This is a genomic window from Pedobacter nyackensis (genome assembly GCF_900176505.1).
In the GTDB taxonomy this organism is placed as follows: Bacteria; Bacteroidota; Bacteroidia; order Sphingobacteriales; family Sphingobacteriaceae; genus Pedobacter; species Pedobacter nyackensis.
In genome coordinates, this window is the sequence record NZ_FWYB01000002.1 from 651,191 (window position 1) to 665,090 (window position 13,900).

Consider the following 13,900-nt stretch of genomic DNA (forward strand, 5'->3'; position numbering starts at 1 on the left):
TTCTATCTTTGCCGCATGGATGTTTTCGGAGAAGCTTTAAAAGACCAGTTTATAAAACCACCGGCAGAAACCCTATGGGTGCACAATTCCTATGATGAACCAGAGGAAATGCCTGTCGACATTTACTTTAGGGACGAAAAAGAAATGCCTGAACTGGAGCTAAAAGCCCTTGACCTTTGCAAAGGCAAGGTGCTGGATGTAGGTGCAGGCGTAGGTAGCCACGCCTTAGTATTACAAAAAAGAGGATTTGATATCACCGGCATGGACATATCCGCAGCCGCGGTAACCATCATGAAGCAACGTGGCCTAAAACAAGCGATCGAAGGGAATATTCTCAAATACAATGTACCAAAAGGTAATAAAAAATACGACACCCTGTTATTTATGATGAACGGTATCGGTCTTACCGGATCAATCCCAGGATTGAAAGCCTTTTTGAAACAAGCAAAAGACTTAATCAATAAGGATGGGCAGTTAGTTTTCGACAGCTCAGACCTTTCTTACCTATACCTGGAAATACCGTTCCCTGAGCATGGTTATTTTGGCGAAGTGAGTTTTAGATATGAGTACAAAAGCGTAAAAGGAAACTGGTTCAAATGGATCTATGTAGACCAGAAGACGCTAATTGATATTGCAAAAGCCACTGGCTGGAATGCAGAGGTTATTTTCGAAGATGATTCGGACCAATATTTAGCAAGACTAACGCGCGTTAATTAGCACGCGTTAGTCTTAAAAAGAAGCATTTATGCGCGTTCTTCCCAGATCGCAGCAATATTAACAATCGTCTCAACCGCTTTCTCCATATCCTGTACAGAAGCCCATTCCTGTTTACCATGGAAAGCATGCTCTCCCGCAAAAATATTAGGACAAGGCAAGCCCATAAACGACAATCTTGAGCCATCGGTACCACCTCTGATGCTTTGTTGCTTAGGCGTAATTCCGGCGCGTTTTATAGCTTCAATACCAAACTCAATAATCTGAGGGTGTTTATCTAACACCTGTTTCATATTGCGATATTGTTCCGTAATCCTCAATTCATAAGTTGAATTAGGGAAATCCTCGATAATATTCTGTACCGTAGCGTCCAATAACTCACCATTCGCTGTCAACTCCTCATCATTAAACGCACGAAGGATAAAGCGAGCTTCAGCCTGCTCTACATTACCACTAATGGTAACAGGATGAATAAACCCTTCTTTCAATTCTGTTGATTCAGGAGAAAGACAATCAGCAGGCAATGAACTGATCACATCTGACAAGATTTTAATCGCACTTTCCATTTTGCCCTTAGCAAAGCCCGGATGTGCGCTTACACCTTTAATAGTCAATACCGCTCCATCAGCAGAGAACGTCTCATCTTCAATAGAACCCAATGTTTCACCATCAACCGTATAACCAAAATCAGCGCCCAACTTCTCGATATCCACCTTATCAACGCCACGACCGATTTCTTCGTCAGGAGTAAACAAGATCTTAATAGTACCATGCTTAAATTCAGGATTCTGTACTAAAAAAGCAGCAGCTTCCATAATCTCAGCAAGACCGGCTTTGTTATCCGCTCCTAGCAATGTGGTACCACTTGCCGTGATGATATCATTACCAATCTGGTCTTTCAGATCAGCATGCTCTTTCATTTTTAATACCACAGAATTATCATCTGGCAGTACCAAATCCTGCCCCTGATAATTTTCGTGAATAATCGGCTTTACATTGTAACCGCTGCAATCAGGAGACGTATCCATGTGTGAGCAGAAACAAATTACAGGAACCTGCTTATCAGAATTAGAAGGAATAGTTGCATAAACGTAACCATACTCATCCAAATGTGCATCAGCTACGCCCATTTCAAGCAACTCCTCAACCAAGACCTTTCCTAAGTTTTTTTGCTTTTCAGTTGAAGGAATGGTAGGTGATTGCGGATCCGACTGCGTATCGATCTGCACATATTTTGTGAACCTGTTTTGAAGGGATTTGTTTTTATTTATATATTTTAGCATAATCTTATAAAACCACAAAGTTATATAAAGATTATAGTTTTGCCTACATACTTAAATTTAAGATAACTTGAAATCAATTTTAACATCGTTACTATCGTTCTTACTTTGTTTAAATGTCAATGCCCAATCCAATTTTTATAAAATGGTGGTGGGTGGTGGAGTAGGAATAACGCAATCATTTACCGACGTAGCTAAACATGATTTTGGCTTATCTGGTTACGGAACTCTTGATTACCACTTTACCCCCTTTATTAGTTTAGGGGCAGAAGGTCAGGTAGGCGAAATCAATGGAGGCGATATCAACAGCGACCCTTACGGCCGTCAATTTATCAATAGCTACAAAACCTTCACCCTTAATGGCAAGCTTTATCTGGGCGGCTTAATTGACTACAAACGCAGCGGTTTTACCAATGCCATCAAAGGTTTATATGCCGGCGCAGGTGCAGGAATCGTAATGAACAAAATGCGCTTTGTGGCAAGAGAAAGTTTCGATAACCCAATGGGCACCGAATTTCCGGGAAAGGATAGTTCTAAAGATCTTTTGGTTCCTTTAAACCTCGGCATCACCTTCAACTTTATGAATCAATCGGGATATTACCGATACGGTCTTAACTTTAATTACCAAACCAATATTACACTTGGCGAAGGATTAGATGGATACGACGACTCATCAATTAGGTTTAAAACCGGGAATCCCGACATCTATACTTACTTCTCAATTGGGCTAAAATATCATTTCGGACAAGTCGGACTGTCCACAAAAACACTATATTAATCGGAAATCAATCATAATGGAATACTTAAATCATACCCCTGTTGCCTCAATTATCTTTTTATTAACCATTGTAACCAGCATTTACGCTTTTAGCAACAATGACCTATATGGCAAATTTATGCTACATCCATATAGCGTTTCAAGAAAACACAAACTGTACACACTAATTACCAGCGGATTAATTCATGCCGACTGGATGCACTTGATATTTAACATGATGACCTTTTATTTCTTCGCTTTTCAGCTCGAAGCAATGATTGGCTCATGGCAATTTGGAGTGATTTATATTTTAGGCTTGCTATTAAGTGATATCCCGTCCGTAATTAAACACAAGAACGACATGTGGTATAATAGCTTAGGCGCATCCGGAGCAATTAGCGCCGTGTTGTTTAGCTATATTTTATTCCAGCCTTTTTCTTCCATGATGATATTCCCGATACCTATTCCTATCTGGGCAATCATCTTCGGTCCACTTTACCTTATTTACTGCGTATACGCTTCTAAACAATCCAGAGACAACATCAACCACGACGCTCACTTTTTCGGCGCACTAAGTGGCTTGATCATTACTGTAATCATTGTTCCGGGAGCAATTCCTCATTTCCTGGGCCAATTACTTACCAAAATTGGCTAATGGGTTTCGGGCAGTGATGGAGGTGTAAAATAGCTGATTGGGTTAGTCGGATCTTTAATGATCTCGAACAATGTATGTCCCCATGGCTTCCAGAAATCCTGCAATACCTGAGCATAAGTTTTATGCTGCCAATGGTCGAACAAAGACTTATTTAACGTCCCCTTTAATGGCATTGCATCAATATACACAGCGCCCTCTACAGGCATAATAGCATATTCAGGCAGTCGGTTAAACAAGTAAGCCGAATAAAAGAACCTGGCACAAAGTTCTTCAAACTGTGGTGCCGACAAAGGAGTATGACCAATCTGATCAAGCAGTTCCTGGTGATATTTTTTGTTGGTACCATTATCCTGCAAACAGGCTACAATTCCAAAATCTTTAAGTTTTAAGGAAAAAGTAAGGGTGTTGATCTCATCTCTGAAACTAAAAGGAGTTTCCTTGTCTTCCAATGGAACTACAACAATTGACCATGGTGTAAAATCCTCAAACACCACCTCACGGTAAATGCTTTGGACCATCGTATTCAGGTTACCAAACTTATGCATCAGGCCTTGCGACATGTTAACGCCATCAGCACTTAGCTGCTGCAAACGCACCGCAGCATTCATTTCAATATAAATCAGGCTGTACATAAACTTGCCAATCCATTTAAAAAGATCAGCCTCATCCAGTTCAGACACTCCTGCATAGCCTTTGGCAAAAGCCGCAGCTATTTTATCCTCTAAAGGCTCAATAAAACGAGTTTTCACTTCTGTACTGCATGGCACTTTTAAGGCATTGTATGATCTAACACTCTCATCAAGCAGCTTAATCTGCTCTTCGCCACTAAAGTTTGCCACCTCAAGTAACCATGATGGTAATATATTAATTTCTTCAATCGGCGACTCAAATGTATCTCCACTTAAAAAGCAGTTTTTGTACTTGAAATCGAAGTTTTTAAAGGGTTGGTATATCGTGCTATTCATACTGGGCACAATATTAGGCATATTATTTTTACATTCGCTTTTGCTACAACTTTTATAACTTTTAAATTACCAAAAGCCTTTCTCCCATGAAGATTGCTTATACTGCCTATAACCTCGAGCTAAAGCACCCATTTTCTATCGCTAAGTTCACACGTACCAGCACTCCCGTGATGCTCATCAGACTAACCCAGGAAAACACAGGGAGCATTGAGAGCGTTGAGAGCGTTGAAAGCATTTGCGGCTATGGCGAGGCTTCGATGGTACCTTATATGGGCGAAAGCATAGAAACAGCGGTTGCCTTTTTAAAGAAGGTAGACTGGCAGCGATTTGTTCATCCATTTAATTTTGAGGAGATCAAGGCGTATCTGGATAGCATCGAGAAAGGTCATCCTGCTATAAAAGCTGCCATCGATATTGCGCTGAATGACATCAATGGAAAACTACTAAACAAACCTTGTTATGAGATCTATGGCGCAGACCCTTTAAAAATGCCGCTTACATCATACACGATTGGCATTGACAGTTCTGAGGTAATCAGGGAAAAGGTAGCTGATGCAAAAGGATTTAAGGTTTTAAAAGTTAAACTGGGAAGGGATAATGACAAGGAACTGATCAACACCATAAGGAGTGCTAGTGATTTACCCCTGTATGTAGATGCTAATCAAGGCTGGACAAGCAGAAAGCAGGCCATTGAAATGATTTATTGGTTACACGACCAAGGGGTACAATTGGTAGAGCAACCGATGGACAAAGCCGATTTAGAGGGCAACGCATGGCTTACAGGCCGTAGCCCCATCCCTATCATAGCCGACGAAGCCGTTCAACGCTTAGCAGATTTAGACGGCTTAAAAGGCGCCTATCACGGCATCAATATTAAGCTGATGAAAAGCGGCGGAATGTATGAAGCACATCAAATGATCCTTAAGGCAAGAGCTTTAGGCATGAAAGTGCTGATTGGCTGCATGAGTGAAACTTCCTGCGCCACACAAGCTGGAATGGCTTTAGCACCATTGTGCGACTGGGCCGACCTGGACGGCCCATGGCTTACCAAAAACAATCCTTTTACCGCGCCACAAATGACAGACGGCAAATACCAGCTAAATCAGCTGCCAGGCCTAGGACTTGAAGGAATAAAACCTTCGTTATTTACTTCCGGTTTTTAAGCGAATTACGCATTTCCTTTACCAGCTGCAGCTTTAAATAAAGAAAAAATGCAGCCGTAACCACAAATAGGATTATTGCTATATAAGTTTTGTTGTTATAACCCCATATCATTCCAAAAATAGAAAGAATGATACCCAGGTTGTAAAAAACATTTAATGCGATCTTCTTTCCCATACTTAGTAAACAGGCATATTTGAATCAAAAGCCTCTTGCCATGCAAGAATACCGCCTTTTAAATTAAATAAATTAGTCAAGCCTAATTGTTGCTCCAATTGCATTACCGCAACAGCACTTCTTTTACCGCTTCTGCAATGAATGATTACCGGTTTATCCTGAGAAATCTGATCCGCTTCGATTAAAATACCTCCCAAAGGAATATTCAGTCCATTAAGATTTGAAGTTTCATATTCAAATGTTTCTCTTACATCGATCAATTGAAAATCTTCATTGTTGTCGAGCTTTTCTTTAAGTTCCTGAACGGTTATTTCTTTTATCATGTTTTTCGATTTTTTCAAAGATAATTAAATCGGTCGTCATCCTGAGAATCTAGCAATAAATGATACAAAAATGTGGCAATTATAGTCTCCATAAAACACAAAATTCTGTAACAACTTAATATCCCGAGCGTTTAATAGTCAACTCTTTACTAAATTGACTACATCATGAATGCTATATCCCGTTTCTTCTGGTTTTGTTCAGGTGTGCACATCTCAACGTTAGAGAAGCACTCAACAGAACAGAACAAGTACATAGGTATCGGTGCCACCATATTCTTTACCGGACTATTTGCAGCCCTATCAGGTGGTTATGCCATGTATTTTGTTTTTAAGGGAGCTGAGGGAGCTGTGTTCTTCGCCCTGTTTTTTGGCATCATCTGGGGCCTGGCCATTTTTAATATGGATAGATATATCGTATCCAGCATCAATAAAAGCGCTTCTACGAACAAGCAAATCCTGCAGGCTACTCCACGGATCTTATTGGCCATCATGATCGGGATTGTAATTTCCCGCCCGCTGGAGCTTAAAATATTCGACAAAGAGATCAAAGAACGTTTAAAAGTCAGCTACCTAAACAATCAGCGCTCAAATATCGATACCCTGAACGCAGCCTTCGAAAACAAATATGCCATAGAAATGGGCAAACTAAACGATGCCAAAGCACAAAGAGATTCGATGGCCAGCGCCATAAAAACCGACCGACAGAAGCTGAACTTTGAAATATTCGGAAATAAAACCACCGAAACTTCGGGAGTAATGGGCTATGGGCCCTACGCCAAAAGAAAAGAAGCAGAATTGAAACAAAGGGAACAGAACCTGGATACCTTAACAGCTGATGTTCGTACGCTTGAAAAGTTTATCGATAGTCGAAAGCAATTTGATGGCCTGATGACCGAAAAACTATATACAGGGAAGCAATTGGATAGTCTTGCCAATATCGCTGGCTTTGCAGACCGAAACTGGGCGCTCGGCCAGCTTAGTTTTAACCGGGATGGATCGAGAGACACGAGTACCTATCTTGCTGTAACATTTATAGGATTATTGTTTATTTTTTTTGAATGTCTGCCTGTTTTCGTAAAATTGATGAGCAGTAGAGGGCCGTACGACAATTCAGTAGAAAATATTGAGATAGCCCAGGAGTATGAATCCGACAAGGACAAAGATTTTGAAATAGCTGCCATAGATGGGGTGCACGATACACGGGTATCCACAGAAATTGAAAAAAGAAAAAACCAACTTTACGAATAAATAACAAATATATACTGATGAAAAAAACCTTTTACACTTTATTAGCCTTGCTGTTTACCCAGTTCTCATGGGCGCAGGACATCAATAAAATTATAACCGCAGAATATGTGGACGGGCTAATAAAAACCCTAAGCAGCGACGAAATGGAGGGCAGAGCGACTTTTAGTCCGGGCATTGAGAAGGCCGCCCAATTTATTGAGTCGGAGTTTAAAAGCATCGGACTCCTGCCACTGGAAGGAGAAACCGGATTCAGACAAAGCTTCGAATTAAAGGGAAAACCACTGTTTAACGTTGCAGGGATCATTCCCGGTAAGTCCAGAGCCAAAGAACTGGTAGTCATTTCAGGACACTACGACCACCTGGGCATCATGAAGGTAAAAGACGGTCAGCAAGACAGTATTGCCAACGGCGCTGATGACGACGCTTCGGGTATTACCGCTATGATTGCATTGGCAAAATACTACAAAGCATTAAATAACAATGAGCGCACCTTAGTTTTTGTGGCCTTTACAGCCGAAGAAATCGGAGGCTTCGGTTCAAGACATTTCTCCAAGAAACTCAACCCGGATGATGTAGTGGCGATGTTTAACATTGAAATGATCGGAAAAGAGAGCAAATTTGGTAAAAACACGGCTTTTATTACAGGCTATGATAAATCTGACTTTGGTAAGATCCTTCAAAAAAACCTAAATGGCACACCGTTTACTTTTCATCCTGACCCATACACCAAACAGAACCTGTTCTACAGGAGTGACAATGCAACACTTGCTGCATTAGGTGTCCCTGCTCATACGATCAGTACCGATCAAATCGATACAGATCAGTTTTATCATACAGAAAAAGATGAATACAGCACATTAGATACTGCGAATATACTAGCAACCATTAAAGCTATTGCACTTAGCGCTACAAGTATTATCAAGGGGATTGATACCCCCTCAAGGATTCCAAGATTGGTAGAGCAGCACGATTAAATCGCCATCTGCATCACATAGTCATTCATAAGGAAACCGTTACCAACATCAAGGTCAACGGTTTCTTTTATTTTAAAGCCGATTCTTTTATAAAACTCAACGGCATTATTTTCCCTGTTTACATTGAGCTCAACCGACTTTCCTCCGGCCTGCCTGATCAGATCTGTTACTTCATTAATCAACAGCTTACCCAAGCCCTTACCATGTGCCTCGGGCAACACATATAACTTGTGCAGTTTATAAATATGCGGTTGTGAATCAATTGTAGAAAAAGCAGCAAAACCAAGATCCTTATCATTCTCCTCAGCAATCAAGAAAGTATAACCTTGCTTTAACTGTGAGAGCAACTCGCCACGGTTGTACATCTTTTCCAGCATATAACTGATTTGTTCTGCGCTGATAATACTACCGTAAGCATCAGGCCAGGTCTTACTCGCCAGCTGCTGAATGCTTTCAATATCCTCTTCTTTGGCTTTTCTTAAAAGAATCATAATACCTCACTGATAAATAAATATTCTGTTGTAAACTTAAACTCAACGAAACCATCATTGATCACCACAAAATCACCATTCTCTTCCTGTTTCAGGTTGCTGGTTTCGAAATAAGACAGCACTTCAATTTTGAATACACTCCCCTTAGGTTTCCAAACATTAAATCCGGATTTAATGGCATATGCTTTCTCCGTTTCCGTGAGCACTACAATATTGATTTCGGCAATATAGCTACCCAACTCCCTCAAATTGCTTGTTGTATCAATCACATTAACGGCCTGATATTCATCCGCTATCAAAAAATCTAACACCGCATCAAGATCTTCCGTTTTAACCTCAATTACTTTTGTATTCTCCTGAAACACATGATCACCAGAAGAATTCACAACAGCATCGACCTTTAAACCCATGCTGATTACCTTTTCATAAATGGAATCATTAACGATTAAGGTAGGGCTCCACTCCAATAGCTGCCCTAAGTACTCTTCATTAAACGTGCCCAATTGATGAATATAAAGTGCAGGTTCCTGTTTCTCTCTGATGATATGATGTGATGACATAAAGCAAATATATAAAAACGACCCGTTGAATTTTACCTTATTAGCGTTAAACTACCACTAATTGTTGAGCAACCCGCTCTTAAGTTTAAGACATAATAATAGACCCCTACTGGCAGAGCTCCAGTACGTCTCGTTCCATCAAATGCAAAATGAGGGTCTCGGGTGGTAAAAACATTCTGACCATATCTACTGAAGATTTTTAGCACGAACTCAGGGTAGCTCCTAAGGCCATTAATCCTCCAGGTATCATTAACCCCATCATTATTAGGACTGAAGGCATTAGCTATGTCTAAAGAATTCTCTGTAATCTCTACCAATACAGGCACCCTGACACTTTCACAAATACCATTGGCATAGCTCACAAAATAAGTCTCGCTTTTGCTCACTTGAATATTGAAAATATCTTTTGTAGTAGCTATTGGCTGTGTGGCTGTCAAACTTGGGTATAATAAAAATTCGCCCCCATGGATCTGATCTGGAACAATTGTGGCTCTACCGGCTGCACATATCTGAACTGGTAAAACCACAGGGGCAGGAAGCAAAAATTTTTCAATGGTAAAAATCGAACTTGTTTTTGTGCAATATGCATTGGAAATAACCATTTTGTACTTTCCGGATGGCACTTGAATCAGATCAAGATCTTGACCAACTTCAACATTATTTTCATTTAACCATTTTACAGTGCCAGTACCAACAAGCTTTATTCCCGTTATCGATCCATTGGTGTTTTCACAGGTAGTTTTGGTTATGTAAACCGCCTGTTCATCAAAACCAATTGTATTTTCAGCTGGTATTTCAAATGAGGAGCTAATGATCCCGCAAGCGCTTTCATCTTTAACTTCCAAAGTATACTTGCCCGTCCTAACATTGATTAAATCAGCAGTCTGAGCAACGATTACATCCTTTTCATCTTTCCAAACAAATTGAATATTGCCAAATCCTGTTGCCGTAACACCAGTTATGCTACCATCAGTATTATCACAATTTGCATGCATAATTATGGCGTCGGTACGGTTAATCCCAGGGCCAATAGTATTTTTTAAAACAATCGGTCCGTAAGATTTTGTACAATTTGTTCCCATAGTTACCACTAAAGTATAACTGCCGGGCCCAACATTGTTCAAGTCTAAATCCCCAGTAGGCAAAACCTGGTTATTTTCATCCACCCATTTATAACTAACAGCAGCACCAACGGAAAGGGTATAATACAAGCCCTTGATAGAGCCATTATTTTTACCACATCCAGGTTGTTGAATTTTTAAGTCAGTGGTTACGAATTCGAGCTCCACATTAAATAAAACAACCTTAGGCGATAAGGTGTAACACTTTCCATTGTACCCCTTTGCGTAATATTCTCCGGGAGGCAAATTTTCAACGCTCAATTCATCTCCAACCTTTACATCATTGGAATCATACCATTCTACCTTTAATAAATTAGCCGGATTAGCTAATGCTAGCTTACCATTGCTTTCACCGCAAGAAGGATCAGTTTTTATGTACCAATGACCATCAATCCCATTTAAAATCCGTGGTTGGGTAAATTCACTCGAAGTATTAATTAATGTGGTATTCGCGATAAATCTATTGTTGCTGAAATTGCCTGTGATGCCCCACTTACCTGTTACATCAGCTCTTACTTTTTCATAAAACTGCAATGGACTACAAGAAGGGCAATCAGTATTGTCATTGTAGATGTAAACCTCAGAATTTGGGGTCGCTGTGCCCGAATACTCCGAATCATTGTTTACGAGTACCTGGATTTTAACAGCAACTCCATCCCGGATACTATAAGCAAACTGTGTGCAATGAATAATATTTTTTCTTACTTCTACATTCTTGCTGCCAAAATTAAAAAGTGGTCCGTAGTCACGGGGCAGAAACTCATTTACATCAGCAATATTATCGTTCCCAATTTGGATGTCCTCGGCATTATTAAGTCTTATACCCGGACTTAAAATTTGTATTGGTATAGCGAATTCTTTATTCCGCAATATGCTTAAGTTTTTCCCGCCTATATCAATTCCAAATCGATTGGCTAGATTATCTGTAAATTCACCATTCATAATACCTAATGAAACGCCTACCCCTAGAATCCCTAAACTTTTGTCTCCCAGATAACCAAACCAATTAGAGCGAACTTTAACATTACTCCCATTAATAGATACGCCCGATACAGAATAACCGCCAAGAACATTACCGTAGGTTCGATCGGGCCCTCCAAATTCCATATCGTCGGCTACAATACTTGCATGCCCGCTTTTACTGTTACTTGATTCTGATCCATCGAGGTTAAGTCCAAACCAGTTTGCTTGCACTTTAATTTTAGCATTTCTATTTTGATTATTCTGATCAGCTGATACATGTACTCCAAGACCATTATCTATGAAAACATTCCCCCTACGTGGACCTCCAATTGTTATATCACTGCTTGCCACAACATAAACTCCATTACCTGCTGCCAATTGGCCATCTGGATTTGTTGTTACCTTTAAATCTATAAATTGATCAAAAGCGCAGCCATAAATTTCTACATTGGTAACACTGACAATATTGAAACAGCCAAAGGCATACGAAGAGGATTGGTAAACTAATCGATTAGCCTTAATCATAACTTTGGCCTCGCCATTACCTAAATCCGGCCCAGGCTGAGTAGTGCCATCAATAATAACATGGCTACTAACTAAAGGCAATTCACTTTGAAGTAAAATAGTTCTATCGGTCTCCGTATCTCCAGGTAAATCAAAATTAATATTATCGTAGACAAGGGTTCCATTCGCAGCGGCCAAAGTAAGTGCTTCGCGTAGCGTCCCAGGGCCACTATCGGCATTGCTGGTTACGACAAAAACATCAGCCTGTGTAGTAAAACAGGCCAGAAATAAAAAGAATATGCAAAGCAATCTTTTCATTTGAGAGTATAATAGGGTTATACCTAAAATAACTCTTTTTTCCCGTTAATCAAAGCTCCATTTATGATGAAAATCGGCTCGCTCTCAATTGATCAATTAGGGGCCAATTAACAAAAAGGGTGAAACATTCTAAAATGATTCACCCTTTTTCAGACGCTCATGCCACAGCATGATTATTTTGAATCCACGCTATAAACGTAAAACTTTTTATCTCTTAAAGGTTGCCCTTTAATCACTAAATATTCTCCTTTTTTATCTCTTGTGTATTTTATTTTGAATGGCTCATCGCTCTCTTTACATGCCTCAAAAGCTAGTTTCAATCTATCTATATGCGTATCTGCTCCAACTTCCCATTTCTTATCCAAATACCAAAAATAAGCTGAGACCTTCCTTGTACTCCCTAGCATTTTTCCATCTAACCTAATGTCAGTCGGATTTTTTTCTTTGTAAGGAAGAACCGCTTGAATATAAAACTCATTAAAATCCTTGTATTCCGGAATAACATTTATCGTGCTCATAATTCATTTTTGCGCAATTTACATGATTTCCTTTTCTCAAGATAATTTTTTGCGATAATATTATAATAGTCCCGCTCTTACTTCCGGAGCTACTTTAGTTCCAAAAAGTTCTATTGCCTTCATCATTTCCTTATGCGAAGGATCGCCAACATCCATGTGACCTATAAAGCGGGTTATACCAAACAGCTCATGCATATACAAGATTTTATCTACTACTGCAGCAGACTCTCCAATAAATAAAGCACCCTCTTTGCTTCTGCCCCCGTTATATTGGGCTTTAGTATAAGGTGCCCAACCCCTCGTAGCTCCAATCCTATCCATCTGTGCAGCATAGTTAGAATAGTACTTGTCCAGATCAGCTTCAGCATCACTCACAAAACTATGTGAATGTATTCCAATCTGCATTTTAGTCACATCGTGTCCGTGCTTAACATATTCTTGTTTGTAGAACTCGATTAAAGGCTGAAACTGCTTCGGCATTCCTCCAATTATGGCTACAATTAAAGGCAAACCTAATTTTGCAGCCCTTAAAACAGATTCAGGTGTTCCGCCAACGGCAATCCATATAGGTAGTTTACCATTGTTTACTGCTCTCGGCAATACCATTTGATTTACCATTGGCGCCCTAAGCTCACCAGTCCAGTTTACAACTTCATTGTTATTGATATTCAACAACAGGTCAAGCTTCTCCTCAAACAGCTGATTGTAATTCTTTAAATCGTAACCAAATAGCGGAAAGGATTCAATGAAGCTACCACGGCCCACACCAATTTCTGCCCTACCATTAGAAATCAAGTCAATAGTAGAAAAATCCTGGTATACTTTTACAGGCTCTGCCGAGCTCAAAACGGTTACAGTACTAGTTAATTTGATGTTTTTGGTAATACTTGCAGCCGCAGCCAAAACGATCTCGGGAGCCGAAACTGCATAGTCCGGCCGATGGTGTTCTCCTAAACCAAAAACATCCAATCCAACTTCATCTGCCAATTTTATTTGCTCCAGAATCTCATGAAGCTTTACCTTTGCTTCACGTGGTTTCCCTGTTTGCGGATCAATTGACAAATCACCAAACATTCCAATTCCTAATTCCATAATATCTCCTTTTTTAATGACTCAAAATTAGGCAAACACACCTAGGCTTACATTGATGTAGGATAAGAAAGAGGAAAAC

15 protein-coding genes are annotated in these 13,900 nt (G+C 39.9%); 6 read left to right on the forward strand and 9 right to left on the reverse strand.

Translation table 11 applies throughout. The features are described 5' to 3' along the window. Positions 1–15: 15 nt before the first annotated feature. Positions 16–717: a class I SAM-dependent methyltransferase gene (locus B9A18_RS07010; RefSeq protein WP_084288531.1), complete on the forward strand. Its 702-nt coding sequence runs from the start codon at positions 16–18 to the stop codon at positions 715–717. Between the two features lie 26 nt (positions 718–743). On the opposite strand, the gene pepT is transcribed toward B9A18_RS07010, so the two are convergent. Then, positions 744–1,997 (reverse strand): peptidase T, encoded by a 1,254-nt coding sequence (gene pepT / locus B9A18_RS07015; RefSeq protein ID WP_084288532.1) that lies wholly within the window; start codon positions 1,995–1,997, stop codon positions 744–746. A gap of 67 nt (positions 1,998–2,064) precedes the next feature. Between pepT and B9A18_RS07020 the strand changes: the two genes are divergently transcribed. Next, on the forward strand, positions 2,065–2,772 hold the full coding sequence (locus tag B9A18_RS07020) for an outer membrane beta-barrel protein (RefSeq protein ID WP_084288533.1): 708 nt from the start codon (positions 2,065–2,067) through the stop codon (positions 2,770–2,772). 16 nt (positions 2,773–2,788) lie between these two features. Continuing rightward, positions 2,789–3,406: a rhomboid family intramembrane serine protease gene (locus B9A18_RS07025; protein ID WP_084288534.1), complete on the forward strand. Its 618-nt coding sequence runs from the start codon at positions 2,789–2,791 to the stop codon at positions 3,404–3,406. Here the strand turns inward: B9A18_RS07025 and B9A18_RS07030 are convergent. Then, positions 3,403–4,371 carry a hypothetical protein gene (locus B9A18_RS07030; RefSeq protein WP_084288784.1) on the reverse strand — a complete coding sequence of 323 codons (969 nt, stop codon included), beginning with the start codon at positions 4,369–4,371 and terminating at the stop codon, positions 3,403–3,405. The genes B9A18_RS07025 and B9A18_RS07030 overlap by 4 nt on opposite strands. Before the next feature lie 86 nt (positions 4,372–4,457). On the opposite strand from B9A18_RS07030, the gene B9A18_RS07035 reads away from it, so the two are divergent. Continuing rightward, the gene (locus B9A18_RS07035) at positions 4,458–5,534 is read left to right on the forward strand and encodes a dipeptide epimerase (protein WP_084288535.1); all 1,077 of its coding nucleotides are present in this window, start codon (positions 4,458–4,460) and stop codon (positions 5,532–5,534) included. On the opposite strand, the gene B9A18_RS07040 is transcribed toward B9A18_RS07035, so the two are convergent. Together B9A18_RS07040 and B9A18_RS07045 are read right to left on the reverse strand one after the other, a co-directional pair. Further along, positions 5,518–5,709 (reverse strand): DUF6358 family protein, encoded by a 192-nt coding sequence (locus B9A18_RS07040; protein WP_084288536.1) that lies wholly within the window; start codon positions 5,707–5,709, stop codon positions 5,518–5,520. The two genes, B9A18_RS07035 and B9A18_RS07040, sit on opposite strands and share 17 nt — an antisense overlap. A 2-nt stretch (positions 5,710–5,711) precedes the next feature. Next, entirely contained in the window at positions 5,712–6,029 is a 318-nt protein-coding gene (locus B9A18_RS07045; RefSeq protein ID WP_084288785.1) for a rhodanese-like domain-containing protein, read from the reverse strand. Positions 6,030–6,197: 168 nt separating this feature from the next. On the opposite strand from B9A18_RS07045, the gene B9A18_RS07050 reads away from it, so the two are divergent. Together B9A18_RS07050 and B9A18_RS07055 are read left to right on the forward strand one after the other, a co-directional pair. Beyond that, positions 6,198–7,280 (forward strand): DUF4407 domain-containing protein, encoded by a 1,083-nt coding sequence (locus B9A18_RS07050; protein WP_084288537.1) that lies wholly within the window; start codon positions 6,198–6,200, stop codon positions 7,278–7,280. A 17-nt stretch (positions 7,281–7,297) separates the two neighbouring features. Then, positions 7,298–8,254, forward strand: coding sequence for a M20/M25/M40 family metallo-hydrolase (locus B9A18_RS07055; RefSeq protein WP_084288538.1), 957 nt, complete (start codon positions 7,298–7,300; stop codon positions 8,252–8,254). On the opposite strand, the gene B9A18_RS07060 is transcribed toward B9A18_RS07055, so the two are convergent. The 5 genes from B9A18_RS07060 to B9A18_RS07080 form a co-directional block, all read right to left on the reverse strand. Continuing rightward, complete coding sequence (locus B9A18_RS07060; protein WP_084288539.1) at positions 8,251–8,745, reverse strand: GNAT family N-acetyltransferase; 495 nt, start codon at positions 8,743–8,745, stop codon at positions 8,251–8,253. The genes B9A18_RS07055 and B9A18_RS07060 overlap by 4 nt on opposite strands. Beyond that, on the reverse strand, positions 8,742–9,305 hold the full coding sequence (locus B9A18_RS07065; protein ID WP_084288540.1) for a thiamine pyrophosphokinase: 564 nt from the start codon (positions 9,303–9,305) through the stop codon (positions 8,742–8,744). The genes B9A18_RS07060 and B9A18_RS07065 overlap by 4 nt, the downstream gene beginning before the upstream one ends. Before the next feature lie 32 nt (positions 9,306–9,337). Beyond that, positions 9,338–12,211: a T9SS type B sorting domain-containing protein gene (locus B9A18_RS07070; RefSeq protein ID WP_084288541.1), complete on the reverse strand. Its 2,874-nt coding sequence runs from the start codon at positions 12,209–12,211 to the stop codon at positions 9,338–9,340. A 173-nt stretch (positions 12,212–12,384) separates the two neighbouring features. Continuing rightward, on the reverse strand, positions 12,385–12,729 hold the full coding sequence (locus B9A18_RS07075; RefSeq protein WP_084288542.1) for a hypothetical protein: 345 nt from the start codon (positions 12,727–12,729) through the stop codon (positions 12,385–12,387). 60 nt (positions 12,730–12,789) lie between these two features. Next, positions 12,790–13,821 carry an Atu2307/SP_0267 family LLM class monooxygenase gene (locus B9A18_RS07080; RefSeq protein ID WP_084288543.1) on the reverse strand — a complete coding sequence of 344 codons (1,032 nt, stop codon included), beginning with the start codon at positions 13,819–13,821 and terminating at the stop codon, positions 12,790–12,792. Between the last annotated feature and the right edge of the window lie 79 nt (positions 13,822–13,900).

Excerpts from the sequence above, each read along its gene's own strand:
- B9A18_RS07030 (WP_084288784.1), bottom strand. The coding sequence starts at position 4,371 with ATGAATAGCACGATATACCAACCCTTTAAAAACTTCGATTTCAAGTAC.
- B9A18_RS07065 (WP_084288540.1), bottom strand. The coding sequence starts at position 9,305 with ATGTCATCACATCATATCATCAGAGAGAAACAGGAACCTGCACTTTAT.
- B9A18_RS07040 (WP_084288536.1), bottom strand. The coding sequence starts at position 5,709 with ATGGGAAAGAAGATCGCATTAAATGTTTTTTACAACCTGGGTATCATT.
- B9A18_RS07060 (WP_084288539.1), bottom strand. The coding sequence starts at position 8,745 with ATGATTCTTTTAAGAAAAGCCAAAGAAGAGGATATTGAAAGCATTCAG.
- B9A18_RS07025 (WP_084288534.1), top strand. The coding sequence starts at position 2,789 with ATGGAATACTTAAATCATACCCCTGTTGCCTCAATTATCTTTTTATTA.
- B9A18_RS07010 (WP_084288531.1), top strand. The coding sequence starts at position 16 with ATGGATGTTTTCGGAGAAGCTTTAAAAGACCAGTTTATAAAACCACCG.
- B9A18_RS07080 (WP_084288543.1), bottom strand. The coding sequence starts at position 13,821 with ATGGAATTAGGAATTGGAATGTTTGGTGATTTGTCAATTGATCCGCAA.
- B9A18_RS07070 (WP_084288541.1), bottom strand. The coding sequence starts at position 12,211 with ATGAAAAGATTGCTTTGCATATTCTTTTTATTTCTGGCCTGTTTTACT.
- B9A18_RS07075 (WP_084288542.1), bottom strand. The coding sequence starts at position 12,729 with ATGAGCACGATAAATGTTATTCCGGAATACAAGGATTTTAATGAGTTT.
- pepT (WP_084288532.1), bottom strand. The coding sequence starts at position 1,997 with ATGCTAAAATATATAAATAAAAACAAATCCCTTCAAAACAGGTTCACA.
- B9A18_RS07050 (WP_084288537.1), top strand. The coding sequence starts at position 6,198 with ATGAATGCTATATCCCGTTTCTTCTGGTTTTGTTCAGGTGTGCACATC.
- B9A18_RS07055 (WP_084288538.1), top strand. The coding sequence starts at position 7,298 with ATGAAAAAAACCTTTTACACTTTATTAGCCTTGCTGTTTACCCAGTTC.
- B9A18_RS07035 (WP_084288535.1), top strand. The coding sequence starts at position 4,458 with ATGAAGATTGCTTATACTGCCTATAACCTCGAGCTAAAGCACCCATTT.